Raw genomic sequence first — 25,443 nt, 5'->3', positions numbered from 1 at the left:
GAGGACATCCGAGACAGGACGCGAGGACACACCAGTGGCCGAGACCACGGTCGACATCGACCTTGAGGGCGGCGAGACGCCCAGCAGCTACACCTCCGAGACCAGCGCGCCGGCTGGCCGCGGGCAGAGCCTGACGGCTCCCGGCCAGGCCCTGGGCCGCCGCAAGGAGGCGATCGCCCGCGTGCGCCTGGTGCCCGGCACCGGCCAGTGGAAGATCAACGGCCGCACCCTCGAGGAGTACTTCCCGAACAAGGTGCACCAGCAGCTCGTGAACTCCCCGCTGAAGCTGGTCGACGTCGAGGGTCGCTTCGACGTCATCGCCCGCATCAGCGGCGGCGGCGTGACCGGCCAGGCCGGTGCGCTGCGCCTGGGCATCGCCCGCGCGCTCAACGCCATCGACGCCGAGCACAACCGCCCGGCGCTCAAGAAGGCCGGGTTCCTGACCCGCGACGCCCGCGTGGTGGAGCGCAAGAAGGCCGGTCTCAAGAAGGCCCGCAAGGCGCCGCAGTACTCGAAGCGCTGATCCGTTCAGCCACGGCCGATGGCCCCGGGGTCCGACCCCCGGGGCCATCGGCCGTTCTGCGTGCCCACCGCGGGCACGCGGCGTGTCGGTGCGGCACGCTCTGGCACGATGCAGGGGTCCGCGAGCAGCGGCCGACGACGAAGGGGCCCGTTGATGGGACGACTGTTCGGCACCGACGGGGTGCGAGGACTGGCCAACCGGGACGTCACGGCGGAGGTCGCGCTCGACCTGTCCGTCGCCGCGGCGCACGTGCTGGCGTCGCGCGGGGAGTTCGCCGGCCACCGGCCGCGGGCCGTCGTGGGCCGTGACCCGCGCGCGTCGGGGGAGTTCCTGTCCGCCGCCGTGGCCGCGGGCCTCGCGAGCGCGGGCGTCGACGTGCTGAACGTCGGCGTGCTGCCGACGCCGGCCGTCGCGCACCTCACGGGTGCGCTGGACGTCGACCTGGGCGTCGTGCTGTCGGCGTCGCACAACCCGATGCCGGACAACGGGATCAAGTTCCTCGCGCGCGGCGGCCACAAGCTCGACGACGAGCTGGAGGACGCCATCGAGCAGCGCCTGCGGGAGGACTGGGAGCGTCCCGTGGGCGCGGACGTCGGGCGCATCCGCTCCGACACCGGCCGCGCGGGCGAGCAGTACATCGAGCACCTGGTCTCGACCATCGGGCACGGCCTGACCGGGCTGCGCGTCGCCGTCGACTGCGCGAACGGCGCGGCCAGCGAGGTCGGGCCGGCGGCGCTGCGGGCCGCGGGCGCCGACGTGGTCGTGATCAACGCCTCGCCCGACGGCCGCAACATCAACGAGGCGTGCGGGTCCACGCACCCCGAGCAGCTCCAGGCGGCGGTCGTCGCCTCGGGGGCCGACCTCGGCGTGGCGTTCGACGGCGACGCGGACCGCTGCCTCGCGGTCGACCACACCGGGGCCCTGGTCGACGGCGACCAGATCATGGGGGTGCTGGCTCTCGACCTGCGGGACCGCGGCGCCCTGGCCCACGACACGCTGGTCGTCACCGTCATGAGCAACCTCGGCCTGCGCCTGGCCATGCAGGCCGCCGGGGTGCGCACCGTCGAGACGGCGGTCGGCGACCGCTACGTGCTCGAGGCGATGCGCGCGCACGGCTACAGCCTCGGAGGTGAGCAGTCCGGGCACGTCATCCTGGCGGACCACGCGACGACGGGCGACGGCACCCTCACCGCGCTGCAGCTCGCCTCGCGCGTCGCCGCCACCGGGCAGAAGCTCAGCGAGCTCGCCGCCGTCGTGCGGCGGCTGCCGCAGACGCTGGTGAACGTGCCCGGCGTCGACAAGGCCCGTGCCGCCACGGACGAGCAGGTCGCCGCCGCGGTGAGCGCGGCGCAGGCGGCGCTCGGGTCGACCGGTCGTGTGCTGCTGCGGTCGTCCGGGACCGAGCCGCTCGTGCGGGTCATGGTGGAGGCGGGAACGCAGGACGACGCGGACCGCGTCGCGTCGCAGCTCGCCGACGTGGTGCGCGACCGGCTGGCGCTCTGACCGTGCCGACGGTGCCGACCGGGCCGGGTGCGGTCCCCGCGGCGCGGTGGCCCGCGTCCCTGGTCCGGGAGCGCGTCGGCCTGCTGCTCGAGGCCGCGGAGGCGGCGCCCGGCGGCACCGTGCCGATCGTCCAGGCCGGCCACCCAGCGCTGCGGATGCGGGCGGTGCCGTACGACGGTCAGCTCGACGCCGGCACGCTCGACGCACTCGTCGGCGTCATGCGCCGCACGATGCACGCCGCGCCCGGCGTCGGGCTCGCCGCGCCGCAGATCGGGCTGCCCCTCGCCCTGGCGGTGCTCGCGGACCCGGGTGCCGCGGGCACCGAGTCGGGCACGGTGCGGGAGCGGCCGCAGCTGCCGTTCCGCGTCCTGGTCAACCCGGCGTACGGGCCGGTGCCGGGCGAGCATCCGGAGCACGTGGCGTTCTACGAGGGCTGCCTGAGCGTGACCGGGTACCAGGCGGTCGTGCCGCGGCTGCGACAGCTGCGGCTCACGGGCGTGGACGAGCTCGGCGCCCCCCTCGACGAGGTCGTCCAGGGTTGGCCCGCGCGGATCGTGCAGCACGAGACGGACCACCTGAACGGGACGCTCTACCTGGACCGCGCTCACCTGCGGTCGCTGTCGGCCACCGACGAGCTCGGCGCGCACTGGGCCTCCGAGCCGCGTCCCTCGGAGGCGGCGCGCACGCTCGGCTTCCCGCTCGAGGGCTGAGCCCCGCCCGTTCACACGACGGTCACGCCACGGCCGTGACCCCTGTCGGTGGTGCGTGGTGCACTGGTGCTCCGGGTCCGTCGTGAGGGGGACCCGGAGCGGACGGAAGTCGGTCCGCGGGGCGATGCCGGGGGGCGCCGCTCCGGGGAAGCATGGGGGGAGGACCAGGGGGGACTCGGGGGTGTCCCCCATGTCGCGCCGGGAGGCGGCTGCCTAGCGTGGACATCGTCCTCGCGGCCCGCCGGTGCCGACGACACCCGTCACGACCCAGGAGCTGATGACACGTGCTGCAGGACTGGATCAGCTCGATCGAGAGCTGGATACCCGCCCTGGCGGACTCCCTGTGGGTCTACCCGGCGCTGACGCTGTTCGCACTGGTCGACGGCTTCTTCCCTCCGATCCCGAGCGAGTCGGTGGTCATCGCCCTGGCGTCCCTGTCCGTGTCGCACGGAGCCCCGAACCTCGCGCTCATCGCGCTGGCCGGCGCGCTCGGGGCGTTCGCCGGCGACCAGATCGCGTACACGATCGGCTCGCAGGTCGACGTGCACCGGCTGCGCGTCTTCCGGTCGGAGCGCGGGCGCAAGGCCCTCGCGTGGGCCGAGCACGCCCTGGAGCACCGCGGCTCCTCGTTCATCCTCGCGGCCCGCTACATCCCCGTGGGGCGGGTGGCGGTCAACATGACGGCGGGCGCCCTCGGCTACCCGCGCCGGCGGTTCGTCGGGCTGACGGCCCTGGCGGCCGTCACCTGGGCGGGCTACGGCACGGCCGTCGGCGTCGGCGCGGGCATGTGGCTGGAGTCGCACCCGCTCATCGCGGTCGTGGCCGGTGTCGTCGTCGGCACGCTGGTCGGTGTGGCGATCGACTGGGTGCTGCGGCGCTGGACGGGGCTGGGCCGCGGTGTGGCCGTCGGCGCGGCCCCCGTCGACCTCGCGTCCGCGCCGGTCGCCGAGGACGGGCCCGGTGCGTCCCGCGCCCGCGAGGGCGGTGCGCCGCTCGCCCGCGAGCACGGTGCGGCCCACGCGGGCGCGACGGGTCCGGGCGGGCAGGGTGCGGGCGGGCAGGGTCCGACCCCGCCCGGTTCCGGGGTGGTCGCCGGGGGGACCGAAGCCGGAGGGACGGCGTCGGGGCCCCAGCGACCGGGGGCGACGGAGCCGGGAGCGGCCGACCGGGACGCCGCGGGCCGAGGGGCCGCCGATCCGGGGGGCCCTCGCCGCCCGGCCGGTTCGTCGCGCCTGCCCGTCGCGTCCCCTCCGGTCCCCGACGTGCCCGTGAGGCCTGCCGTGCTCGCAGCCGGCGCCGCCGAGATGGGCGCGCGGGTCACGTCCCGGCAACGATCCGGTCCCGCTCGCTAACGATCCGGTCACTGCGCCGGTCCGCCGCCTGAGCCGCGCCTAGGCTCGTCCCGGGCCACGACGGAGTCGCCCCCAGCGACGGAGGCCGGGCAGCAGCCCGGTCCTCCGTCCCAGGGCAGCACGGGCGACGAAGGGCGGGGACCATGACGGCACCTCATGCCCGCACGCCCGCCGTCGGGCCGTCCGGGAGGCAGGCGCACGCCGACGCGGTGCCGCCGCGCCGCTCCGTCCGCCGCCGGCTCGCCGCCGTCTCGGCGCTGCTGCTCGCCGCCGCGGCCGGAGGGACGCTCGCCGGGTGCTCCTCCCCCGCCGCGGACGCCGTCAGGTCGTCCGCGGTCGCTTCGCCGCCGTCGACGACCGACGTGGCGCGCGCGCCCGACTGCCTCGCACCGCAGGTGCTCCTCGCGCTCGGGTTCGCCGCGGACGCGTACGACGGTGCACCGCACCCCGACGTCCCGGACCCGGCGCCCCTCCCCGACGGGTTCACCGTCGCCTCCGCCGTCCTGTGCAGCACGGGGGAGACCCTGACCGACGCGGCCGGGCGGTGGGCCGCGGTGACGGCCACCCGGCTCGAGGGCGACGTCGGGCCGCTGGTCACCGCGCTCGCTGCGCCCGTCGCCGCAGCCGCGTCCGACCCCGGCCCGGACCGCTGCAGCCGCGGGGCCGCGCGCTCCGACCTGTGGCTGGTCGACGCGCTCGGGTCGGCCGTCCGGGTGCCGCTGCCGCGGTCCGGCTGCGACCCGCTCCCCAGGGCGGTGCGGGACGGCCTCGCCGCGCTGGACGTGGTGGACGTGGAGCGGTACCCCGTGGCGCTGGTCGCCCCGTCGGCGGCGGCGTCGCCCGGCGGCTGACTCCCGCGTCAGAGCTTGCGGAGCCGCACCCGGCGCACGGAGTGGTCGCTGCCCTTGGTCAGCACGAGCGTCGCGCGGCTGCGCGTCGGGAGGATGTTGCGCACCAGGTTCGGGGCGTTGATCGCGTCCCAGATGCTCTCGGCGCGCGCCACGGCCTCCGCGTCGCTGAGGGCCGCGTACCGGTGGAAGTACGACTCCGGGCGGGCGAAAGCCGTCGAGCGCAGGGACAGGAACCGCTCGACGTACCACTGGCGCACGTCCTGCGTGCGGGCGTCGACGTAGATCGAGAAGTCGAAGAAGTCGCTCACGGCGAGGTTCGACGTGCTCGACGTCCCCGCGGCGGACGGGGCGGGCTGCAGCACGTTCAGCCCCTCGACGATCAGCACGTCCGGGCGGCGCACCACGACCTCGGCGCCCGGCACGATGTCGTAGGTCACGTGGTCGTACACCGGGGCACGGACCTCGGCCTCACCCGCCTTCACGCGGGACACGAACTGCAGCAGCGCGCGCCGGTCGTACGACTCCGGGAAGCCCTTGCGGTCCATGAGCCCCCGACGCTCGAGCTCGGCGTTCGGGTGCAGGAACCCGTCCGTCGTCATGAGGGCCACGTTCGGGGTCGCGGGCCAGCGGGCCATCAGCTCGCGCAGCAGGCGGGCGGTGGTCGACTTGCCGACGGCCACCGAACCGGCCACGCCGATCACGAAGGGGGTGCGCGGCGTGTCCTCCCGCAGGAACGTCGAGGACGCCGCGTGCAGGCGCCGGGTCGCCGTGACGTACAGGTCGAGCAACCGCGACAGCGGCCGGTAGATCGCATCCACCTCGGCGAGGTCGATCGGGTCGCCCAGGCCGCGCAGCCGCGTGACGTCGGCGTCGGTCAGCGGCAGCGGGGTGGACTCGGACAGCCGGACCCACGCGTCCCGGTCCAGCTCCACGTAGGGCGACGGCGACACGGGGACGTCGGTGGCTCGCACCCGACGATTCTGCACGATGACCGGCGGTGCGCCCGCCGGTGCGGTGTCCCGTGGTCGGCCGGTGCACGGGGCCGCCCCGGCTAGACTCGCCGCCATGTGTGGAATCGTCGGGTACGTCGGTGACCATCGACCGGACGGGCAGCCGCTCGAGGTCGCGCTGGAGGGCCTGCGCCGTCTGGAGTACCGCGGGTACGACTCCGCGGGCGTCGCGCTCGTCACCGGCGACGGCACCCTCGCGACGGCCAAGAAGGCCGGCAAGCTGGGCAACCTCGTCGCGCTCCTCGAGGAGCAGCCGCTGCCCGACGCCACGGCCGCGATCGGGCACACCCGGTGGGCGACGCACGGCGGCCCGACCGACGTCAACGCCCACCCGCACGTCGCCGGGCGCATCGCCCTGATCCACAACGGGATCGTCGAGAACTACGCCGTCCTCAAGGACGAGCTGCTCGCGGACGGCGCCGAGCTGCTCTCCGAGACCGACACCGAGGTCGTCGCGCACCTGCTGGCCCGGGCGTACGACGAGACCAAGGACCTCGGCGACGCGATGCGCGTCGTCGTGCGGCGGCTGCACGGCACGTTCACCCTGCTCGCGGTGCACGCCGACCACCCGGACACCGTCGTGGGCGCGCGGCACGACTCCCCGCTCGTCGTCGGGCTCGGCGAGGGTGCCAACTACCTCGGGTCCGACGTCGCCGCGTTCATCGCCCAGACCCGCCGGGCCCTGGAGCTCGCGCAGGACCAGGTCGTCGTCATCACGCCCCGCACCGTGACGGTGACCGACTTCGACGGCAACCCCGCCGAGGGCCGCGAGTACGTCGTCGACTGGGACGCCGCCGCCGCCGAGAAGGGCGGGTTCCGCTCCTTCATGGAGAAGGAGATCGCCGACCAGCCGCAGGCCGTGCACGACACCCTGCTCGGGCGCACGGACACCCGCGGTCGCCTGATCCTCGACGACATGAAGATCGACGAGTCCGTGCTCCGGTCCGTCGACAAGATCATCGTCATCGCGTGCGGCACCGCCGCGTACGCGGGGCACGTCGCGAAGTACGCGATCGAGCACTGGTGCCGCGTCCCCGTCGAGGTCGAGCTCGCGCACGAGTTCCGCTACCGCGACCCGATCGTCAACGCCCGGACGCTCGTCGTGGCGATCTCCCAGTCCGGCGAGACCATGGACACGCTCATGGCCATCCGGCACGCCCGCGAGCAGGGCGCGAAGGTGCTGGCGATCTGCAACACCCACGGGTCCACCATCCCGCGCGAGTCGGACGCGGCGCTGTACACGCACGCCGGACCCGAGGTCGCGGTGGCGTCGACCAAGGCGTTCCTCGCGCAGATCACCGCCGCGTACCTGCTGGGCCTGTACCTCGCGCAGCTCCGGGGCAACAAGTTCGCCGACGAGATCGGTGAGATCCTCGAGGACCTGCGCGCCATGCCCGCGAAGATCCAGGAGGTGCTGGACCGCGCCGGCCGCGTCCGGGAGATCGCCCGGTGGATGGCCGACACCTCGTCCGTGCTGTTCCTCGGCCGGCACGTCGGCTTCCCGGTCGCGCTGGAGGGCGCGCTGAAGCTCAAGGAGCTCGCCTACATCCACGCCGAGGGCTTCGCCGCGGGCGAGCTCAAGCACGGGCCGATCGCCCTCATCGAACCCGGGCAGCCGGTGTTCGTCATCGTCCCCTCGCCGCGCGGCCGCGACTCGCTGCACTCGAAGGTCGTGTCGAACATCCAGGAGATCCGGGCCCGCGGCGCCCGCACACTGGTCATCGCGGAGGACGGCGACGAGGCGGTGAAGGCGTACGCGGACGAGGTGTTCTTCGTGCCGCAGAGCCCGACGCTGCTCGCCCCGCTGCTGTCCGTGGTGCCGCTGCAGGTCTTCGCGTGCGAGCTCGCGACCGCCCGGGGGCTCGACGTCGACCAGCCCCGCAACCTCGCGAAGTCCGTCACGGTCGAGTAGTGGGGCTGCGGGCCGAACGCACCGGCGCCGGGACGGACCGCCCGTGATCGTCGGGGTCGGGATCGACGTCGTGGACGTCGCGCGCTTCATGGCGACGGTCGAGCGGGTGCCGGCCCTGCGGGAGCGGCTGTTCACGGCGGAGGAGCGGGACCTGGCCCCGTCGTCGCTGGCCGCGCGGTTCGCGGCGAAGGAGGCCATCGCGAAGGCGCTCGGGGCGCCCGGCGGGATGTCGTGGCAGGACGCGACCGTGCGCCGCGTCCCCGGCGGGCCGCCCGAGGTCGAGGTGGTCGGCACGGTCGCGGCGCGCGCGGCCGAGCTCGGCGTCGCGCGGTTCCACCTGTCGATCTCCCACGACGCGGGCATCGCCTCGGCGATGGTGGTCGCCGAGTCCGCCTGACCCGGACTGCACCCCTGCGCCCCTGCGCTCTGCGCGTGCGCTGCGCTCTGCGCGTGCGCTGCGCGTGCGCCGAGACACCAGGACACGCCCGGGATCCGTGCGGCTGCGTCGGCGTGTCCTGGTGTCTCGACGGGCGGGGCGAGCGGGACGGAGGGGGCGGGCACGGGGCCGGCGGGTCGGTCGACGGGTCCGACGGGCGGACGGGTCAGCGCGCGAGGGGCGTCCAGGGGTCGCCGGCGCGGAGCGGGCCGAGCGCGGCGCGGATCCAGGCGAGTGCGCGGGCCGGCGCCCGGACGTCGTCGGCGGTGCACGTGATGACACGCCACCCCTCGTGCTCGAGGGCCTGCCTGCGGGCGACGTCGCGACGCCACGTCCGGGCGTCCGTGCGGTGCACGTCGCCGTCGTACTCGACGGCGAGGCGGCGGGCCGGGTAGCTGAGGTCCGGCAGCGCCACGAAGCGCCCGTCCGCGTCCAGCACCGGCCGGTTCACCTCGGGGCAGGGCAACCCGTCGCGCACCAGCGTCAGCCGGAGCCGGGTCTCCTGGCACGAGTCGGTCCCGGCGCGGAGCAGCGGCAGCGCGCGCCGTAGCCGTCGCAGTCCGCGCGTTCCGGCGTCCAGCCCCTCGACGGCCCTCGTCAGCTCGGGCAGCCCGACGCGGGCGTCCCGGCGACGGAGCAGCGCGTCTCCGGCGACGACGAGCTCGTCCTCGTCCAGCTCCGCGGCGAGCTGGACCCAGAGCCGCGGCACGGTGACGACGGGGATGCCTCCGACGAGCACGACCGGGGTCCGTGGTCCCGACCGGCGGTGGCCGACGACGCCCCGGCGACGTGGAGGACGGGCACCGGACCTGACCTCGACGTGCACGTCGTCCGGTCGCCGCAGACCGCGCGGGCGGTCGACGCCGAGCAGGTCGAGCGCCGTCGCGTGGCTGAAGACGGCCTGGGGCGGCAGCACGGGCAGGAGCTCCCGGCAGCGGGCGAGCAGGTCCGCAGGGGAGGGCCCGGTGGCGCGCAGGCCGCGGGCCGGTCGCCGCAGCGCGGGGTCGCGCAGGTCCCGGGACGACAGCCCCGCTGCGCGACCCTCCGCGACCGTGAAGGGCCGCCCGGCGAAGTCGTCGAGGAGGGCGGGCGCGGACCGGACCATGCGCCGGACCCTCTCGCACGACGGGTCGACCACGCACGTCCCCCGTCCCTCCCTGTGGACGACCTCCCCGCGACCGCAGCGCGCCGTGCGCGTCCCAGCACGACCGAGAGTCCAGGACACGCCGGCGGGCGCAACGGATCCCGGGCGTGTCCTGGACTCTCGGCGTGGGCGCGTGGGCGCGTGGGCGCGTGGGCGCGTGGGTGCGTGGGTGCGTGGGCGCGAGAGGGGGCGCGGGCGCGCGGTCAGCGGAGGGCCGGGACGACCTCTCGCTCGAACAGCTCGATGCCCGAGCGGTCGTAGGCCGCCTCGGCGAAGTACGTGATCGCGTACGTCATGCCCAGGGCCTCGAGCTCGCGCAGCTTCTCGACGATCTGCTCCGGCGTCCCGACCAGCGGGCCGTTGCGGAACTCCTCGGCGACGCCCGGGGCCTTGTCCGGGACCGTGCGGGCGTAGTGCTCCTCGACCCACGCGATGCGGTCGTCCACCTCGGCCTCGGTCGCCCCGATGACCACGTTGTAGTTGGCCGAGCGCGTGATCTCGTCGTAGTTGCGGCCGATCGCCGCGCAGTGCTCCTGCAGGACCTGCGACTTGTGGGCGAACCCGGCGGGCGTGCCGTCGAAGTTCGTGTACTGCGCGTGCTCGGCCGCGATGCGCAGCGTCTTGCGCTCGCCGCCGCCGGCGATCCACAGCGGCGGGCCGTCGACCTGCAGCGGGAGCGGCGAGAGCTGCGCGCCCTCGACCTGGTAGTGCGCGCCGTCGAGGGTCGCGACCCCGTTCGTCCAGAGCTGCTTCATGATCTGCACGCCCTCGTCCAGCATCGCGATCCGCTCACCGGCGCGCGGGAAGCCGTAGCCGTACGCGCGCCACTCGTGCTCGTACCAGCCGGCGCCGATGCCCATCTGGACGCGTCCGCCGGAGATGACGTCCGCCGTGGTCGCGACCTTCGCGAGGTAGGCGGGGTTCCGGTACGCCATGCAGGTGCACATCTGCCCGAGCTTCACGCGTCTCGTCGTGGCGGCGTACGCGTTCATGAGGCTCCAGGCCTCGTGCGTCGCCTCGCCGTTCGGCTCGGGGACGGCGTGGAAGTGGTCGTAGACCCAGATCGAGTCGAAGACGTCGCCGTCGTCGGCGTGCTGGGCGAGCCCGTTCATGACGGACCAGTGCTCGGCCGGCTCGATGCCGGTGAGGTCCTGCCGCCAGCCCTGGGGGATGAAGAGTCCGAAGCGCATGGGCCCGAACCTATCGCCGCTGGACCGTGAGCGCCGCGCGGCGCCGTCGGTCAGGATGGATGCATGATCCTCGGGTACCCGGCGGCCCAGGTGCGCGCGGCGGAGCAGCCGCTGCTCGCGCGTGGTGTGCCGCTCATGCAGCAGGCGGCGGGTGGGCTCGCGACGCGGGTCCTGGCGGAGCTGGCGGCGCGCCGGGGCGCGGTCCGCGGGGCGACCGTGGTGGCGCTGGTCGGCCTCGGGAACAACGGGGGTGACGCGCTGCACGCGGGCGCGGTGCTCGCGCGGCGGGGTGTGCGGGTGGTGGCGCTGTGCGCGACGGGGGCGCCGCACGTCGAGGGGCTGGCGGCGCTGCGACGCGCCGGCGGGCGGGCGGTGCGCGTCGAGGACCCGGGCGGCGGGGACGCGGCTCCGGGCGCGGGCGTGGACGCACCGGCGGGAGCGCCCGCGGACGCGCGACCGCCAGGCCCGCCGTCCGGATCCGCGACGGCGGCCGCGGACCTGCCGGTGGTCTGGGTCGGTGACGCGGTCGCCGAGGCGTACGTCGCGGACGTCGTGCTCGACGGTCTGCTGGGCATCGGGGGACGAGACGCGCCACGGGGCGTCGCGGGCCTGCTGACGGCGTTGCTCGGGGAGCTGCTCGCCGACGAGGGTGCACCGGACGCTCCCGGGCCGCTGGTCGTGGCGGTCGACGTCCCGAGCGGGATCGGGGTGGACGACGGATCCTTGCCGGACGGTCCGGTGCTCCCCGCGGGACTCACCGTCACGTTCGGGACGGCGAAGCCCGGCCTGCTGCTGCCTCCGGCGTCGCGGCTGGCGGGGCGCCTCGCCGTCGTCGACCTCGGGCTGCCGCTGCCGGCCGCTCCGGCCGTCGCGCGGCTGGAGCCAGCGGACGTCGCCGCGCTGTGGCCGGTGCCCGGGCCGGACGACCACAAGTACAGCCGCGGTGTGCTGGGCGTGGTGGCGGGGACCCCGACGTACCCCGGGGCGGCGGTGCTCTCGGTGTCCGCCGCGGTGCGCGCGGGCGTCGGGATGGTCCGGTACGTCGGGCCGGCCGCGGTGCGGCGCGCGGTCCTGGCGGCACGCCCCGAGGTCGTCGCCGGTGAGGGGCGGGTGCAGGCCTGGCTGCTCGGCCCCGGGGTCGACCCCGCGCACGCGAAGCAGGCCCGCCGGGTCGGGGACGCGCTCGAGCGCGCGCTGACCGAGGGGCAGCCGGCGGTGCTCGACGCCGGTGCCCTGGCCCTGGCTCCCGAGACGCTCGCCCCGTGGTGCGTCCTCACCCCTCACGCCGGGGAGCTGGCGGCGCTGCTCACCCGCCTCGGCGAGGACGTCGACCGCGCGGCGGTGACGGCGGAGCCGCTGCGGTGGGCCCGCCGCGCGCACGAGCACACCGGGGCGACCGTCCTGCTCAAGGGCAGCACCACCGTGGTCGCCGGGGCCGGCGGGGCGGTGTTCGCGCAGGCGGATGCGCCGGGGTGGCTCGCGACCGCCGGGTCGGGGGACGTGCTCTCCGGGCTGCTGGGCGCGCTGCTGGCGGGCCGGGCGGGCGACGTGCTCGCCGACCCGCCGCTCGCGGCGGCGCTCGCGGCGGCGGCCGCGCTCGTGCACGGTCGCGCCGCCTCTGCCGCGGTCCCGGGCGGCCCGGTCGCGGCGCTGGACGTCGCACACGCCCTGCCCGCGGTCGTGGCAGGGTTGCTCCGTGGCTGAGGACATCGACGTCGACCCGACCGGCACCAGCGGCACGACCCGCGCGACCCCCGCGCTCCCGCCCCTGCGCGAGGACCTGCACCGCCGGGTCGCCGCGCTGCTCGCCCCGGCACCGGGTGCCGACCGGCCGGTGCGCCGGCTGCTCGGCATCACGGGGCCGCCCGGAGCGGGCAAGTCGACGCTGTCGGCCCAGATCCTCGCTGCGTTCGCGGGCTCGTGCGTCGTCGCCCCGATGGACGGGTTCCACCTGGCGCAGACCGAGCTGGAGCGGCTCGGCCGGCAGGACCGCAAGGGCGCCCCGGACACGTTCGACGCGGCCGGCTACGTCGCGCTGCTCCGGCGGCTGCGCGCGGCGGTGCCCGGGGAGACGGTGTACGCGCCCGAGTACCGGCGCGACCTGCGCAACGGGATCGCCGGGGCGATCGCCGTGCCGGCCGACGTGCCGCTCGTCATCACCGAGGGCAACTACCTGCTGCTGGACGACCACGGGTTCGGTCCGGTCCGGGGTCTGCTCGACGAGTGCTGGTTCGCCGAGCTGCCGGAGTCCGTGCGGGCGGAGCGGCTCGTGGCACGCCACCGGCTGTTCGGCAAGGCCCCGGAGGCCGCGTACGCCTGGACCCACGGCCCGGACCAGCGCAACGCCGACCTCGTCGCGGGCACCCGCGACCGCGCGGACGTGGTGGTGACGGTCGACTGAGCGCCGGGCACGTCGCGCCGGGGCGAGCGACCGGGGCACGGGGTCGCACCGGCCGGCGCGCCCGCCGGTGCGAGACTGGGGGTGTGAGCCTGTTCCCCGCCCGCGCCGTGGTCGACCTCTCCGCGATCCGTGACAACGCCCGCACCCTCGGGGACCTCGCGCCGACCGCCCAGGTGATGGCGGTCGTCAAGGCCGACGCGTACGGGCACGGCCTGGTGCCGGTCGCGCGCGCGGCGGTCCAGGGCGGCGCGACCTGGCTGGGGGTGGCCCAGCTCGGCGAGGCCCTCGCGCTGCGCGAGGCGGGGATCACCGCCCGCGTCCTCACCTGGTTGTACGCCCCGGGCGCGCCGCTGACCGACGCGGTGGCGGCGGACGTGGACCTGTCGGTGGCCGCGCCGTGGGCGCTGCAGGAGGTCGCCGCGTCCGCCCGCGTCACCGGCAGGACGGCGCGCGTGCACCTCAAGCTCGACACCGGGCTGGGGCGCAACGGGCTGACCCCGGCGGACCTGCCCGAGGTGCTCGACGCGGCCCTGCGGATGGAGGCCGAGGGCGTGCTGCGGGTGGTCGGCCTGTGGTCGCACCTCGCGTTCGCCGACGAGCCGGGGCACCCGACGCTGCACCGCCAGGCGGAGGCGCTGCGGGCGGCGGCCGCGGACGCCGAGGCGCGCGGTGCTCGGCTCGAGGTGCGCCACATCGCTGCGTCGGCGTCGACGCTGACCGACCCCGACCTCCACCTGGACCTGGTCCGGCCCGGCATCGCGCTGTACGGGCTCACGCCCGTGCCGCAGCTCGGCGGGCCGGAGCGGTTCGGGCTGCGGCCGGCGATGACGGTCGAGGCCGAGCTGGCGACGGTGAAGCGGGTCCCCGCCGGGCACGGCGTCTCGTACGGGCACCACTACGTGACGGACCGCGAGACGACGCTCGGCGTGGTGCCGCTCGGGTACGCGGACGGCGTGCCGCGGCACGCCTCCGGCACCGACGGTGCGCCCGGGGCCCCGCTGGGCGTGCACGGGCGGCGGCTCGCGATCGCCGGCCGGGTCTGCATGGACCAGGTCGTGGTGGACCTGGGACCCGACGCCACCGAGTCCGCGGGCGACGTGGTCGAGCTGTTCGGCACGGGCGCCGACGGCGGGCCCACCGCGCAGGACTGGGCGGAGGCGTGCGGCACCATCTCGTACGAGATCGTGACGCGGCTCGGCGCCCGCGTCCCGCGCGTGCACGTGGACCCCGAGGCGCCGGGCGGCACGGGAGGAGAACGGTGAGCGGGCAGGACGGGACGACGACGGTGGCCGAGGTCGCGGTGGAGCTCGCGGACGCGGACGCGACGCGCGCGTACGGCGCGGCGCTCGCGGGGCTGCTGCGGCCGGGCGACCTGGTGGTGCTGACCGGCGACCTCGGCGCCGGCAAGACGACCCTCACGCAGGGGATCGGGCAGGGGCTGCACGTGCGGGGCGCGGTCGCGTCGCCGACGTTCGTCATCGCCCGGGTGCACCCGCCGCTGCCGCGCGACGACGGCACGACCGGGCCGGCCCTGGTGCACGTCGACGCGTACCGGCTCGGCTCGCTCGACGAGGTCGACGCGCTCGACCTGGACGCCTCCCTGGACGAGTCCGTGACCGTCGTGGAGTGGGGGGCGGGCCTCGTGGAGTCGCTGGCCGCCGACCGGCTCGAGGTCGCGCTGCGGCGCCCCCGCGGTGCGGTGGGGGACGCCGAGGACGCCGCCGCCGGGGTCCGGACCGTGACGGTCCGCGCCCACGGCGACCGCTGGCGCGGCGTGCCGCTGCCCGGCTGACGGCCGCCCCCGCCCGGCCGCCGCCGCCCGGCCGCCCGCCCCTCGCCGCCCCCGAACCCCCGACCACGCCCCGGGCCGACCCGCCCGGACCCCACCCGGAAGGAACCCCACCGGTGCCCGTCCTCGCGCTCGACACCTCCGCCGCCGCGTCCGCCGCCGTCGTCGACGACGCGGGCCGCACCCTCGCGACCCGCTCGTCCGGGGAGACGCGCCGGCACGCCGAGGCCCTCACCCCGCTGCTCGACGCGGTGCTGGCCGAGGCCGGCGTGGCGCGCACGGAGCTCACGGCGGTCGTCGCCGGGACCGGGCCGGCTCCCTTCACGGGGCTGCGCGTCGGGCTCGTCACGGCCCGGACGCTGGGGCTGGCGCTGGGGATCCCGGTGCACGGCGTGTCCTCCCTCGACGCCCTGGCGCTCGCGACGGTCCGCGCGCTGCAGCCGGCGGGGGAGGTGCTCGTGGTCACCGACGCGCGGCGCCGCGAGGTGTACTGGGCGCGCTACCGGGCGGCGGTGGGCGCAGGCACGGACGCGACCGTCGAGGTGGTCGACGGCCCGGGCGTGGACACGCCGGCGGACGTCGCGGCCCGGGGCGTCGAGGGGCTCGTGGTGGCGGGCGCCGGCACCGCGCTGTACCCGGAGCTGCTGCCGGCCACGCCCGGCACACCGGTGGGCGTCGACCCGGCGGACCTCGCGCGCGTCGCCCTGGCCCGGCTGGCGGTCGCGGGCCGGGGCACCGTCCTGCCGACGGAGCCGCTGTACCTGCGCCGGCCGGACGCGGTGCCGCCGGCCCCGGGCAAGCGGGTGCTGGGGTCGTGACCGTGCGGGTGCGGCCGCTGGTGCCCGCCGACCTGGACGACATGGAGGCGATGGAGCGCGCGCTGTTCGGCGCGGGCGCGTGGTCGCGGACGTCGCTCGCGGAGGAGCTGGACGGGCCGGGGCGCTGGTACGTGGGGGCCGAGGACGACGCGGGTCGGCTCGTCGGGTACGCGGGCCTGTGGTTCGACGGCTGGGACGCCCAGGTCATGACGATCGGCACCCGGCCGGACGCGCAGGGCCGCGGCGTGGGGCGCGCTCTGCTGGACGCGCTGCTGGGCCGGGCACGCGAGCTGCGCGCCGGGGACGTGCTGCTGGAGGTGCGGGTGGACAACGAGCCGGCGCTGCGGCTGTACGAGCGTGCGGGGTTCGAGCGGTTCGGCCGGCGCCGCGGCTACTACCAGCCGGAGAACGTGGACGCCTGGACGATGCGGCTGCGCCTGGCGGGCGCCGCGCCGGTCGGCGGGGACCACGCGGGCGGCGGCGACGCGGGCGGGCAGCCGGCGTCGGTGTGACGCGGCTGCCCGCCCGGTGCGGCGCGGGACCGGCTCAGACGGTGCGGGCGACGTCCTCGAAGTCGAGGCGCGCCTGGCGCGGGTGCGACGCGGGGACGCCGAGGCCCTCGCGGTCGGCGGGCTCGGTGCCGACGTTCATGACGATGATCGAGCGCCACGACGTGCCGGCGAACAGGTCGGCGTCGAGCCCGGGGGCGTCGAAGCCGGTCATCGGGCCGACGTGCAGCCCGGCGGCGCGCAGGCCGACGACGAGGTAGCCGGCCTGCAGGAACGCGTTGTCACGGGACATGCGCTCGCGGACCTCCTCGGCCCCGGCGAGCGTGTCGCGCGCGCCGGCCATGTGCGGCGCGAGCCGGGGCAGGTGCTCGTGGAAGTCGAGGTCGGCGGCCACGACGATGCTCAGCGGCGCGAGCTGGGTCTTGGCCTTGTTGCCGTCGGCCATGTGCGTCACGAGGCGCTCGCGGGCCTCCGGGGAGCGCACGAGGAGCAGCCGCAGCGGCAGGGTGTTCATCGCGGTGGGCCCCCAGCGGACGACGTCCCACACGGCGCGGACCTGCTCGTCGGTGACCTCGCCGTCCGCGAAGCTGTTGACGGTGCGGGCGGACCGGAACACGAGGTCGGCGATCTCGGCGGGGACGCGGAGCTCGCTCGGGGCGGTGTCGATGCTCATAACTGGTTGAATTCGCAACCAAACCGGAGCATTCCGGTTGCCTGGGTGAACCGTGTCACACGGCGCCCGCGGAACGCTCCGGCGGCCCGACCTAGGATGGTCCCCATGCCCGAAGCGCCGCTCGTCCTGGGGATCGAGACGTCCTGCGACGAGACCGGGGTCGCCCTGGTCCGCGCCCACCCCGACCGCAGCGAGCTGCTGGTCGACGCCGTCGCGTCGTCGATGGACGAGCACGCGCGGTTCGGCGGGATCATCCCCGAGATCGCCTCCCGCGCCCACCTCGAGGCGATGGTGCCGACCGTCGAGAGCGCCCTCGGCGAGGCAGGCGTCACGCTCGCGGACGTCGACGCGGTCGCCGTGACCGCCGGCCCGGGTCTCGTCGGGTCGCTGACCGTCGGCACCGCTGCCGCCAAGGCGCTCGCCTACGGCCTCGGCAAGCCGCTGTACGGCGTCAACCACGTCATCGGCCACGCCGCCGTCGACGAGCTCGTGCACGGCCTGTTCCCCGACCGGGTCATGGCGCTGGTCGTGTCCGGCGGGCACTCCAGCCTGCTGCTGGTCGACGACGTCGTCACCGGCGTGCACGAGCTGGGCTCCACGCTCGACGACGCCGCGGGCGAGGCGTTCGACAAGGTGGGGCGCCTGCTCGGCCTGCCGTACCCCGGCGGCCCCCACATCGACCACCTGGCGCGCGAGGGCGACCCGACGGCGATCCGGTTCCCGCGCGGGCTGACCGCCGCGAAGGACCAGGAGAAGCACGCGTACGACTTCTCGTTCTCCGGGCTGAAGACCGCCGTGGCCCGCTGGGTCGAGGCCCGGCAGGACGCCGGCGAGGAGATCCCGCTGGAGGACGTGTCCGCGTCGTTCGCGGCCGCGGTGGCCGACGTGCTCACCGCGAAGACCATCGCGGCGTGCCGGCGGCACGGTGTGGACACGCTCGTCGTCGGCGGCGGGTTCTCCGCCAACTCCCAGCTGCGCGGGATGGCGGCCGAGCGCTGCGCCGAGGCCGGCATCGAGCTGCGCATCCCGCCGATCCGGTACTGCACCGACAACGGCGCGATGATCGCCGCGCTCGGGGCGGCCGTGGTCCGTCGCGGGCTGCCCGCCTCGGACTTCGGCATCGGCGTGGACTCGACCATGCCGCTGGAGACCGTGACGGTCTGAGACCGGCGTCCCGGCCGGGCTACAGCGGCCGGCCGGCCCGCATCTCGGCCACCAGCGAGGCGACCACCGCGTCGAGCTCGCCGGCGTTCCGACGCGCCACCGCCCGCTGCCGCTGGTAGGACGCGCCCTTGCGGAGGATCACGCGCACGGCGTCCAGCTCGGCCGCGCAGCCCAGCCGGTCGGCCACCGGCTCCAGGTCGCGCAGCAGCCGGGCGACGGCGTCGGTGACGAGCTCCTCCTCGCCGGCGGCGTCCGTGATGATGATGGCGTCCATGCCGTAGCGGGCGGAGCGCCACTTGTTCTCCTGGGCGAACCACGGCGGGATCGTCGGCAGCTCCTCGCCGCCGTCCAGCAGCGTCGAGAAGTGCTCGACCAGGCAGTGCGTGAGGGCGGCGAGCGCCGTGACCTCCAGCAGGGTGGGGGAGCCGTCGCAGATGCGGGTCTCGACCGTCCCGAACCGCGGCGAGGGGCGCACGTCCCAGCGCACCTCGTCGAACGCGTCGATCACGCCGGTGTGCAGCATGTCGCCCACGTACGCCTCGAGCTGCTCCCACTGCTCGAACTGGAACGGCAGCCCTGCCGTGGGCAGCTGCTGGAACATCAGCGCCCGGTTGGACGCGTACCCGGTGTCCTTGCCGCCCCAGAACGGGCTGGAGGCCGACAGGGACTGCAGGTGCGCGAAGCAGGTCAGCAGCGCCCGGGAGATCGGCAGCACCTTGGCGCGGTCCTCGACGCCGACGTGCACGTGCACGCCGTAGATGAGCATCTGGCGGCCCCACCACTGCGTGCGGTCGATGAGCGTGGCGTAGCGCTCCTTGTCGGTGACCTTCTGCTGGGTCCAGCGGGCGAAGGGGTGCGTGCCGGCGCTCATCAGCTCGACGCGCAGCGGGTCCGTCACGGTGCGGACCTCGTCGATCGCGCGCTGCAGGTCGGCCCCCGCCTCGCCGACCGTGCGGCAGACGCCGGAGACGACCTCGACCGTGTTGAGCAGGAGCTCCTGCTTGATGGCGGGGTGCTCGTCGCCGTCGGCCGGTCGCACGGCGTCGAGCACGGTGCTGGCGACCTGTCGGAGGTCACCGGAGTCCGCGTCGACGAGCGCGAGCTCCCACTCGATGCCGACGGTGGACCGCTCCGACCGCGCGAACGGCAGCCGCGCCGGCGTCGTCATGCGCCGACCGGCTCGACGAGGAGCACCCGCTGCTGGCCGGCGACCCGCGTCAGCACGATCGTCGCCGGGACGGAGCCCCGCAGGTCGAGCTGCCGCCGGAGCTGCTCGGGCACCACCGCCGTGCCGCGCTTCTTGACGGTCAGCGCGCCGACGTCCCGTTCGCGCAGGTACGCCCGCAGTCGCTTCAGCCCGAACGGCAGGTCGTCCAGCACGCGGTACGCCGTGGCGGACGGCGTGGTGTGCAGCGCGTCCGAGGTCACGTACGCGATGGTGCGGTCCAGCAGGCGGCCCTGCACGTCGGCGACGACCTCGGCCACGAGCCCCGCGCGGATCACCGCACCGTCCGGTTCGTACAGGTAGGCGCCGACGGGCCCGACGGGCGGGTGCGGGTCGGTGGTCGCGGCACCGCCGCGCAGCAGCACCGACCCGCCGGAGCCCCCGAGCAGGAGCGCGGACCGTCCCGGCCCCTCCGGGGCGAGCGGGCCGAACCAGAGCCCGAGCTCGACCACGTCGCCGTCCACGGACACCCACTGCGCCTCGGCGTCGTCCGGCAGGGCGCTGTGCGGCACGCCGGGGCCGAGCTTGAGGCCCAGCGCGGGCACGCGCCCGCGCAGCGCCAGGACGGCGTCCAGCGGCGGGGCGTACGCCGACGGGTCGAACACGCGGCTGCCGCCCGCCGTGCGTCGGGCGGGGTCGGCGTACACGCCGTCGACGCCCTCGGCCTCCAGGTCGGTCGCCAGGCCGTCGCCGTGGCGCACCTCGGCCTCCGGGAAGTGGCGCAGGTTGACGGTCGCGAGCGCGGCGGTGGTCTCGTCCGCGTCGACGGCCAGCACCCGCAGCCCGACGCCCGCGAACGCCATCGCGTCCGCGCCGATCCCGGCCGTGAGGTCCGCGACGCGCTGCACGCCTGCGGCCTGGTACCGACGGGCGTGCTGCGCCGCGACGACCAGACGCGTGGCCTGCTCCAGGCCGGCGGGGGTGAACAGCATGCCGTCGGCGAACTCCCCGAGCTTGGCGTGCGCCCGCGCGCGCAGCCGGGACTGGGTGAGGGCGGCCGCGACGAGGTCGGCGGCGAACCCGTCACGCCGCAACCGCTCCGACAGCGCCATCGCGTGGTGCTCGTCGTACGGGGGCAGCGCCGACAGCAGGGCCCAGCCCTCGGGGCTGAGCAGCTTGGCGAGGCCGGACGCGTCCATGCCGCGATCCTCGCACGGCGCGCCCCCGCGGACCCGGCGCGGCCGGTCGGCGCTGGCACTCGCCTTGACCGAGTGCTAACGGGTTCCTAGAGTGCTGATCGGCACTCTCGTACCGGGAGTGCCAACCGCCCCGCACGGCCGCCGGCACCCGCGACGACGTCGGCCGTGAGCACGGTGCGGCAACGGACATCAGGCAGCACTCACACGCGAAGGGGAGGTCCGCTGTGTCGGTCTCCATCAAGCCGCTCGAGGACCGCATCGTCGTCAAGACGCTCGAGGCGGAGCAGACGACCGCCTCCGGTCTGGTCATCCCGGACAGCGCCAAGGAGAAGCCCCAGGAGGGCGAGGTCCTGGCGGTCGGCCCGGGCCGCGTCGACGACAACGGCAACCGCGTCCCGCTCGACGTGGCCGTCGGTGACAAGGTCATCTACAGCAAGTACGGCGGCACCGAGGTGAAGTACGACGGCGAGGAGTACCTGATCCTCTCCGCCCGCGACATCCTCGCGATCGTCACCAAGTGACACCGCGCCGGCCCTGAGCGGCCGGCCCGGTGACCAGGCCCCCCTCCGTCCGCGGAGGGGGGCCTCGTCGTGCACGGGCCGGTGGGCCGGCCGCGGCCGGCCCACCTCCCGGGCCGTGCGGTCGGCGTCCCGCCGTCGGCGGACGCGCGCGTCGGTCCCACGCGCACGACGAGGCCCCCTCCGCACGCGGATGGGGGCCTCGTCGTCGTGATCGGCGACCGGGCGGTATCGCACCGCGGCGGTCGCCACGTCAGGGGTGGGGTCAGACCACCTGGGTCCGGGTGCGCCCGGCGGCGAGGACGGCGGCGCGCTCGTCCTCGGACAGGCCGCCCCACACGCCGTACGGCTCGCGGACCGTGAGGGACTGCTCGCGGCACTCGTTGATGACCGGGCAGGTGGCGCAGATGGCCTTGGCCGCCTCGGCGCGGCGCCGACGGGCCGCCCCGCGCTCGCCCTCGGGGTGGAAGAACAGGTCCTGGTCGGCGTCCCGGCAGGCCCCCTCGTACTGCCACTCCCAGAGCTCCATCACGGGTCCCGGGAGGCGGGAGATCTCGGCCATGTGCTCCTCCATACCTCCGGCGGCGAGCCGCCGGGCTGATCGTGCGAGTGAGGCGGTTCGCCCGCCTCCTGGGACCTCGGTCCCTGGCGCGGCGTCGAACTGCACTGATGGAGACAGTACAACCGCGCCAGGAGTTGTTCAAGACCGTGTCGAGATCTCACGTGAAGCGATTTGTGGCTCACCTCACCTGCGATGACGCGATCCGGGCGCGAATCTCCCCGGGTGGGGCGCCTGCCGAACGCGTCAGCCGCCGGTGGAAACCGCGCCACATCCCCGGCACAATCGGCGGGGCGCGAAGACGACGGGCGCGGACGAGACGGACGAGATGCACAGCGACGACGGCGGCACGGCGGGGCAGGGACCGGTGGTGGGCCCGCACGCCACCGACGCGACGGATGCGGCCGACCCGTCCCACCCGGCCGAGCCGACCCACCCGGCCGAGCCGACCCACCCGGCCGAGCCGGCCGACCCGAGCCACCCGGCCGACGCGTCGCGACCGCCCGACCCGGCGGGGACGCCTGCCCCGACGCCGCCGACCGGGCTCCCGACCCCGGACGCCGGCGACGTCGCACCGACGCTGACCGTGGCCGCGGTCGCGGGTCGGCTCGGCGTCGCGCCCGCGACGCTGCGCACGTGGGACCGCCGGTACGGCCTCGGTCCGTCCGAGCACACCGCGGGCGCGCACCGCCGCTACAGCGCGGCCGACGTGGCCCGGCTGATGAGGATGCGGGCCCTCACGCTGGACGGCGTGCCGCCGTCGGACGCAGCGCGCCTCGCCCGGGAGGGCGTCGCCGCGGTGGAGCCTGCCGGGCGGCACCTGACCGCCGTGCCCGACGTCGGCGACGCCCCGGAGGGCACCCCGCCGGTCGCGGGCCTCGCCGGCGTGACGGCACTCGGCACCGTGCGGGTGCCGCCACGCGCCGGACGGCCCGCCACGCCCACCGCCGTGATCGACGCCGCGCTGCGGGCCGACGCCGGCGAGGTCGCCCGCCTGCTCGCCGTGCCCGCCGGCACCGACCTGACGCGGTGGTGGTCGGAGCTGGTCGCCCCGGCGCGCGCCGGGATCGCCTCCCGCACCGTGCTGGCGCGCCCCGGCGACGAGCCCGACGCGCTCGTGGTCGCCGCCGCGCTCGCGGTGCTCCGCGACCGGTCCGGGCGGGTGCCGGGGCACCCGTCCCGTCGGCGGATCGCGCTGCTGCTGGCCGCTCCCGGGGAGCCGAGGCCGCTGTCGCTGCACGTGCTGGCGGGGGCGCTGGCGGACGCGGGCGTGGACGCGCGCGTCGTCGCCGGGCCGACCGGGCGGCACCGGCTGCTGGAGATCACCGCGATGACGTCGCCGTCGGCGGTGGTGCTCACGAGCGAGCAGCCGGCCCCGGACCTCGCCACGCTGGCGGCGCTCGTGGAGCAGCACCCCGACCTGCCGGTCTTCGCGATGGTGCCCGACGAGGCGTCCCCGGCCGTCCCCCGCGGGCCGGAGGTGTACCGCGTCCGCACGGTCCCCGGTCTCGTGCACGAGGTGCTCGCGGTCTGCCGGTGACCGATCCGTGACCCGTTCGCGCTAACGTCGCGCCTGATCCGGCCGATACACCTAGAAGCCGGGTCCGTCAGGACCGGGCACAGGCGGAAGGCGGAGGTCGATGGCTGGCGTCGTGGTGTGCCACGGGTCGACGGCGGTGCGCGAGCGCATCGTCCTGACGGCACTGGGGGTCCCCGCGCTCGCTCCTGTCCGCGCCGCCGCCACGGTCGAGGAGCTCGTGACGCTCGCTCGCCGGGTGCCACCGACGATCGTGCTGCTCGACGCGCACCTGCCGTCGCCCGGCCCGGTCGAGGCGATCCGGCGGCTGCGCGCCGTGCCGTCCCAGTCGACGGTCGTCATGCTCGCGGTGCCGGGCGACGAGATCGCCCTGGACCGGGCGATCGCCCTCGGCGCGCGCGGCTACCTCGCCCCGGACGTCGGCCGGGCGGAGCTCGCCGCCGTCGCCGCCCACATCCTCGCCAGCCCGGCACTGCCCGCCGGCGTCCCGGACGCCGTGCCCGCGCACGGCGCCGTCGCCAGCGCACCCACGCCCGCCGTCGCCCGGGCGGACCTGCCGGTGCAGGCCGGCACCTCCCGGGACGAGGTCTCGCTCACCAAGCGCGAGGTCGAGGTGCTCGTCGGCATGAGCAACGGCAGGTCGAACGCGCAGATCGGCCAGGAGCTGTTCCTGTCCGAGGACACCATCAAGACCCACGCCCGCCGGCTGTTCCGCAAGCTCGGGGCGGCGGACCGGGCGCAGGCGGTCGCGATCGGGCTGCGGCGGGGCCTCATCCGCTGACCTGCCGGGGTCGCGCAGGTCCCGCCGGGAGGGCGTCGGGGTGCCGTCGCGAACCGCCGTATCATCGGGGGATGACCGACCTGGGTACCCCTGGATCCGCCGCGCCTGCCGACCCGTTCGGCTTCATCGGTCTCACCTACGACGACGTCCTGCTCCTCCCGGGCGAGACCGACGTCATCCCGAGCGAGGTCGACACCACGACCCGTCTCACGCGTGAGATCTCCCTGTCGATCCCGCTCGTGTCCGCCGCGATGGACACCGTCACCGAGTCGCGCATGGCCATCGCGCTCGCCCGCCAGGGCGGCATCGGCGTGCTGCACCGCAACCTGTCGATCGAGGCGCAGGCCCACCAGGTCGACCTGGTGAAGCGTTCCGAGTCCGGCATGGTGTCCGACCCCGTGACCGTGGGCCCCGACGCCACGCTCGCCGAGCTCGACGCCCTGTGCGCGAAGTACCGCGTGTCCGGGCTGCCGGTCGTGGACGAGGACCGCCGCCTGCTGGGCATCATCACCAACCGCGACCTGCGCTTCGTGCCGCCGGCCGAGTTCGCCACCCGCAGGGTGCGCGACACGATGACGTCGATGCCGCTGGTCACCGGACCGGTCGGCATCTCGAACGACGACGCCGCGGCGCTGCTCGGCAAGCACAAGGTCGAGAAGCTGCCGCTCGTGGACGCCGACGGGCGCCTCCAGGGCCTCATCACCGTCAAGGACTTCGTGAAGTCCGAGCAGTACCCGCTGGCCACCAAGGACGCGTCCGGCCGCCTGGTCGTCGCCGCGGCCGTCGGGTTCTTCGGTGACGCCTGGGACCGCGTGAGCGCCCTGGTCGAGGCCGGCGTGGACGCGCTCGTCGTCGACACCGCCAACGGCCACGCCCGGCTCATGCTCGACATGGTGCGCCGCATCAAGTCCGACCCGGCCACGAAGCACGTCCAGGTCATCGGCGGCAACATCGCGACCCGCGAGGGCGCGCAGGCGCTGGTCGACGCGGGTGTGGACGCGGTGAAGGTCGGTGTCGGACCGGGCTCCATCTGCACCACGCGCGTGGTCGCCGGCGTCGGCGTCCCGCAGGTCACCGCGGTCTACGAGGCCTCGCTGGCCGCGAAGCCCGCGGGCGTCCCGGTCATCGCCGACGGCGGCCTCCAGTACTCCGGCGACATCGCGAAGGCCCTCGTGGCGGGCGCGGACAGCGTCATGGTCGGTGGCCTCATCGCCGGCTGCGACGAGTCGCCCGGTGACCTGGTGTTCGTCAACGGCAAGCAGTTCAAGCGCTACCGCGGCATGGCGTCGCTCGGTGCGATGCAGAGCCGCGGCGACCGCCGGTCGTACTCCAAGGACCGCTACTTCCAGGGCGACCTCACCGACGACGAGATCATCACCGAGGGCATCGAGGGCCAGGTCCCGTACCGCGGCCCGCTCGCGGCCGTCGCGCACCAGCTGGTGGGCGGCCTGCACCAGTCGATGTTCTACGTCGGCGCGCGGACGGTTCCGGAGCTCCAGGCGCGCGGGAAGTTCGTCCGCATCACGCCGGCGGGCCTCAAGGAGAGCCACCCGCACGACGTCCAGATGATCTCGGAGTCCCCGAACTACACGGTCCGCTGACGGCACGGTCCGTTGACGGCACGGTCCGCCGACGGCGCCGTCCGCCGTCGGCGCGGACGTGCGGACGGGGGCCGGGTGCACGCGCACCCGGCCCCCGT

At 75.8% G+C, this 25,443-nt stretch carries 25 protein-coding genes; 18 read left to right on the top strand and 7 right to left on the bottom strand.

The genetic code is table 11. The features are described 5' to 3' along the window. Positions 1 to 34 precede the first annotated feature (34 nt). The 5 genes from rpsI to K5O09_RS14725 all read left to right on the top strand — a co-directional run bounded on the left by rpsI (position 35) and on the right by K5O09_RS14725 (position 4,939). Positions 35 to 523, top strand: coding sequence for a 30S ribosomal protein S9 (gene rpsI / locus K5O09_RS14745; protein ID WP_222170227.1), 489 nt, complete (start codon positions 35 to 37; stop codon positions 521 to 523). A gap of 153 nt (positions 524 to 676) precedes the next feature. Further along, on the top strand, positions 677 to 2,026 hold the full coding sequence (gene glmM, locus K5O09_RS14740; protein ID WP_222170226.1) for a phosphoglucosamine mutase: 1,350 nt from the start codon (positions 677 to 679) through the stop codon (positions 2,024 to 2,026). A gap of 11 nt (positions 2,027 to 2,037) precedes the next feature. Beyond that, positions 2,038 to 2,736, top strand: a complete 699-nt coding sequence (locus K5O09_RS14735; RefSeq protein WP_222170225.1) for a peptide deformylase — start codon at positions 2,038 to 2,040, stop codon at positions 2,734 to 2,736. 284 nt (positions 2,737 to 3,020) lie between these two features. Next, complete coding sequence (locus tag K5O09_RS14730; protein ID WP_255595681.1) at positions 3,021 to 4,088, top strand: DedA family protein; 1,068 nt, start codon at positions 3,021 to 3,023, stop codon at positions 4,086 to 4,088. A gap of 143 nt (positions 4,089 to 4,231) precedes the next feature. After that, complete coding sequence (locus tag K5O09_RS14725; protein WP_222170224.1) at positions 4,232 to 4,939, top strand: hypothetical protein; 708 nt, start codon at positions 4,232 to 4,234, stop codon at positions 4,937 to 4,939. A gap of 8 nt (positions 4,940 to 4,947) precedes the next feature. On the opposite strand, the gene coaA is transcribed toward K5O09_RS14725, so the two are convergent. Then, positions 4,948 to 5,910 (bottom strand): type I pantothenate kinase, encoded by a 963-nt coding sequence (coaA, locus tag K5O09_RS14720; protein ID WP_255595677.1) that lies wholly within the window; start codon positions 5,908 to 5,910, stop codon positions 4,948 to 4,950. 94 nt (positions 5,911 to 6,004) lie between these two features. Between coaA and glmS the strand changes: the two genes are divergently transcribed. Both glmS and K5O09_RS14710 read left to right on the top strand, forming a co-directional pair. Beyond that, positions 6,005 to 7,861, top strand: a complete 1,857-nt coding sequence (gene glmS / locus K5O09_RS14715) for a glutamine--fructose-6-phosphate transaminase (isomerizing) (RefSeq protein WP_222170222.1) — start codon at positions 6,005 to 6,007, stop codon at positions 7,859 to 7,861. Between the two features lie 43 nt (positions 7,862 to 7,904). Beyond that, positions 7,905 to 8,258, top strand: a complete 354-nt coding sequence (locus K5O09_RS14710; RefSeq protein ID WP_222170221.1) for a holo-ACP synthase — start codon at positions 7,905 to 7,907, stop codon at positions 8,256 to 8,258. 205 nt (positions 8,259 to 8,463) lie between these two features. Here K5O09_RS14710 and K5O09_RS14705 read toward each other — a convergent pair whose 3' ends face one another. Together K5O09_RS14705 and K5O09_RS14700 are read right to left on the bottom strand one after the other, a co-directional pair. Continuing rightward, positions 8,464 to 9,402, bottom strand: coding sequence for a hypothetical protein (locus K5O09_RS14705; protein WP_222170220.1), 939 nt, complete (start codon positions 9,400 to 9,402; stop codon positions 8,464 to 8,466). A gap of 242 nt (positions 9,403 to 9,644) precedes the next feature. Then, on the bottom strand, positions 9,645 to 10,631 hold the full coding sequence (locus tag K5O09_RS14700) for an LLM class F420-dependent oxidoreductase (protein ID WP_222170219.1): 987 nt from the start codon (positions 10,629 to 10,631) through the stop codon (positions 9,645 to 9,647). A 63-nt stretch (positions 10,632 to 10,694) separates the two neighbouring features. On the opposite strand from K5O09_RS14700, the gene K5O09_RS14695 reads away from it, so the two are divergent. From K5O09_RS14695 to rimI, 6 genes are all read left to right on the top strand, one after another. Further along, positions 10,695 to 12,335: a bifunctional ADP-dependent NAD(P)H-hydrate dehydratase/NAD(P)H-hydrate epimerase gene (locus K5O09_RS14695; protein WP_222170218.1), complete on the top strand. Its 1,641-nt coding sequence runs from the start codon at positions 10,695 to 10,697 to the stop codon at positions 12,333 to 12,335. 76 nt (positions 12,336 to 12,411) lie between these two features. After that, the gene (locus K5O09_RS14690; RefSeq protein WP_255596384.1) at positions 12,412 to 13,032 is read left to right on the top strand and encodes a nucleoside/nucleotide kinase family protein; all 621 of its coding nucleotides are present in this window, start codon (positions 12,412 to 12,414) and stop codon (positions 13,030 to 13,032) included. An 83-nt stretch (positions 13,033 to 13,115) separates the two neighbouring features. Next, positions 13,116 to 14,294, top strand: coding sequence for an alanine racemase (alr, locus tag K5O09_RS14685; RefSeq protein WP_222170217.1), 1,179 nt, complete (start codon positions 13,116 to 13,118; stop codon positions 14,292 to 14,294). Next, positions 14,291 to 14,824 (top strand): tRNA (adenosine(37)-N6)-threonylcarbamoyltransferase complex ATPase subunit type 1 TsaE, encoded by a 534-nt coding sequence (gene tsaE / locus K5O09_RS14680; RefSeq protein WP_255595665.1) that lies wholly within the window; start codon positions 14,291 to 14,293, stop codon positions 14,822 to 14,824. Before alr ends, tsaE begins: the two co-directional genes overlap by 4 nt. A 113-nt stretch (positions 14,825 to 14,937) precedes the next feature. Further along, complete coding sequence (gene tsaB, locus K5O09_RS14675; RefSeq protein ID WP_222170216.1) at positions 14,938 to 15,639, top strand: tRNA (adenosine(37)-N6)-threonylcarbamoyltransferase complex dimerization subunit type 1 TsaB; 702 nt, start codon at positions 14,938 to 14,940, stop codon at positions 15,637 to 15,639. Then, entirely contained in the window at positions 15,636 to 16,151 is a 516-nt protein-coding gene (gene rimI, locus K5O09_RS14670; RefSeq protein ID WP_370635464.1) for a ribosomal protein S18-alanine N-acetyltransferase, read from the top strand. The genes tsaB and rimI overlap by 4 nt, the downstream gene beginning before the upstream one ends. 34 nt (positions 16,152 to 16,185) lie before the next feature. Here rimI and K5O09_RS14665 read toward each other — a convergent pair whose 3' ends face one another. Next, positions 16,186 to 16,821 (bottom strand): malonic semialdehyde reductase, encoded by a 636-nt coding sequence (locus tag K5O09_RS14665; RefSeq protein WP_222170215.1) that lies wholly within the window; start codon positions 16,819 to 16,821, stop codon positions 16,186 to 16,188. Between the two features lie 105 nt (positions 16,822 to 16,926). Between K5O09_RS14665 and tsaD the strand changes: the two genes are divergently transcribed. Further along, complete coding sequence (gene tsaD / locus K5O09_RS14660; protein WP_222170214.1) at positions 16,927 to 17,985, top strand: tRNA (adenosine(37)-N6)-threonylcarbamoyltransferase complex transferase subunit TsaD; 1,059 nt, start codon at positions 16,927 to 16,929, stop codon at positions 17,983 to 17,985. Positions 17,986 to 18,004: 19 nt separating this feature from the next. Here tsaD and K5O09_RS14655 read toward each other — a convergent pair whose 3' ends face one another. Together K5O09_RS14655 and K5O09_RS14650 are read right to left on the bottom strand one after the other, a co-directional pair. Then, positions 18,005 to 19,153, bottom strand: coding sequence for a glutamate--cysteine ligase (locus K5O09_RS14655; protein ID WP_222170213.1), 1,149 nt, complete (start codon positions 19,151 to 19,153; stop codon positions 18,005 to 18,007). Beyond that, on the bottom strand, positions 19,150 to 20,349 hold the full coding sequence (locus K5O09_RS14650) for a class I SAM-dependent methyltransferase (protein ID WP_222170212.1): 1,200 nt from the start codon (positions 20,347 to 20,349) through the stop codon (positions 19,150 to 19,152). Before K5O09_RS14650 ends, K5O09_RS14655 begins: the two co-directional genes overlap by 4 nt. A 224-nt stretch (positions 20,350 to 20,573) precedes the next feature. On the opposite strand from K5O09_RS14650, the gene groES reads away from it, so the two are divergent. Next, complete coding sequence (groES, locus tag K5O09_RS14645) at positions 20,574 to 20,870, top strand: co-chaperone GroES (protein ID WP_222170211.1); 297 nt, start codon at positions 20,574 to 20,576, stop codon at positions 20,868 to 20,870. Positions 20,871 to 21,132: 262 nt separating this feature from the next. On the opposite strand, the gene K5O09_RS14640 is transcribed toward groES, so the two are convergent. After that, positions 21,133 to 21,429 carry a WhiB family transcriptional regulator gene (locus K5O09_RS14640; protein WP_222170210.1) on the bottom strand — a complete coding sequence of 99 codons (297 nt, stop codon included), beginning with the start codon at positions 21,427 to 21,429 and terminating at the stop codon, positions 21,133 to 21,135. Positions 21,430 to 21,754: 325 nt separating this feature from the next. On the opposite strand from K5O09_RS14640, the gene K5O09_RS14635 reads away from it, so the two are divergent. The 3 genes from K5O09_RS14635 (at position 21,755) to guaB (ending at position 25,345) form a co-directional block, all read left to right on the top strand. Next, positions 21,755 to 22,966 carry a MerR family transcriptional regulator gene (locus tag K5O09_RS14635; RefSeq protein ID WP_255595660.1) on the top strand — a complete coding sequence of 404 codons (1,212 nt, stop codon included), beginning with the start codon at positions 21,755 to 21,757 and terminating at the stop codon, positions 22,964 to 22,966. A 100-nt stretch (positions 22,967 to 23,066) separates the two neighbouring features. Then, positions 23,067 to 23,744 (top strand): response regulator transcription factor, encoded by a 678-nt coding sequence (locus K5O09_RS14630; RefSeq protein WP_222170209.1) that lies wholly within the window; start codon positions 23,067 to 23,069, stop codon positions 23,742 to 23,744. Between the two features lie 71 nt (positions 23,745 to 23,815). Next, a complete protein-coding gene (gene guaB / locus K5O09_RS14625) occupies positions 23,816 to 25,345 on the top strand; it encodes an IMP dehydrogenase (protein WP_222170208.1) in 1,530 nt (509 codons plus the stop codon). Positions 25,346 to 25,443 lie beyond the last annotated feature (98 nt).

The sequence above is a fragment of the Cellulomonas sp. C5510 genome (assembly GCF_019797765.1).
GTDB lineage: Bacteria > Actinomycetota > Actinomycetes > Actinomycetales > Cellulomonadaceae > Cellulomonas.
The sequence above is the reverse complement of the archived record's forward strand: the minus strand, read 5'-3'. Positions and strand labels throughout refer to the sequence as shown.

Bases quoted from the DNA above. Each gene is read 5' to 3' on its own strand.
- glmM (WP_222170226.1), top strand. From the start codon at position 677: ATGGGACGACTGTTCGGCACCGACGGGGTGCGAGGACTGGCCAACCGG.
- K5O09_RS14725 (WP_222170224.1), top strand. From the start codon at position 4,232: ATGACGGCACCTCATGCCCGCACGCCCGCCGTCGGGCCGTCCGGGAGG.
- glmS (WP_222170222.1), top strand. From the start codon at position 6,005: ATGTGTGGAATCGTCGGGTACGTCGGTGACCATCGACCGGACGGGCAG.
- K5O09_RS14705 (WP_222170220.1), bottom strand. From the start codon at position 9,402: ATGGTCCGGTCCGCGCCCGCCCTCCTCGACGACTTCGCCGGGCGGCCC.
- K5O09_RS14700 (WP_222170219.1), bottom strand. From the start codon at position 10,631: ATGCGCTTCGGACTCTTCATCCCCCAGGGCTGGCGGCAGGACCTCACC.
- K5O09_RS14695 (WP_222170218.1), top strand. From the start codon at position 10,695: ATGATCCTCGGGTACCCGGCGGCCCAGGTGCGCGCGGCGGAGCAGCCG.
- K5O09_RS14665 (WP_222170215.1), bottom strand. From the start codon at position 16,821: ATGAGCATCGACACCGCCCCGAGCGAGCTCCGCGTCCCCGCCGAGATC.
- tsaD (WP_222170214.1), top strand. From the start codon at position 16,927: ATGCCCGAAGCGCCGCTCGTCCTGGGGATCGAGACGTCCTGCGACGAG.
- K5O09_RS14655 (WP_222170213.1), bottom strand. From the start codon at position 19,153: ATGACGACGCCGGCGCGGCTGCCGTTCGCGCGGTCGGAGCGGTCCACC.
- K5O09_RS14650 (WP_222170212.1), bottom strand. From the start codon at position 20,349: ATGGACGCGTCCGGCCTCGCCAAGCTGCTCAGCCCCGAGGGCTGGGCC.
- K5O09_RS14640 (WP_222170210.1), bottom strand. From the start codon at position 21,429: ATGGCCGAGATCTCCCGCCTCCCGGGACCCGTGATGGAGCTCTGGGAG.
- K5O09_RS14635 (WP_255595660.1), top strand. From the start codon at position 21,755: ATGCACAGCGACGACGGCGGCACGGCGGGGCAGGGACCGGTGGTGGGC.
- K5O09_RS14630 (WP_222170209.1), top strand. From the start codon at position 23,067: ATGGCTGGCGTCGTGGTGTGCCACGGGTCGACGGCGGTGCGCGAGCGC.
- guaB (WP_222170208.1), top strand. From the start codon at position 23,816: ATGACCGACCTGGGTACCCCTGGATCCGCCGCGCCTGCCGACCCGTTC.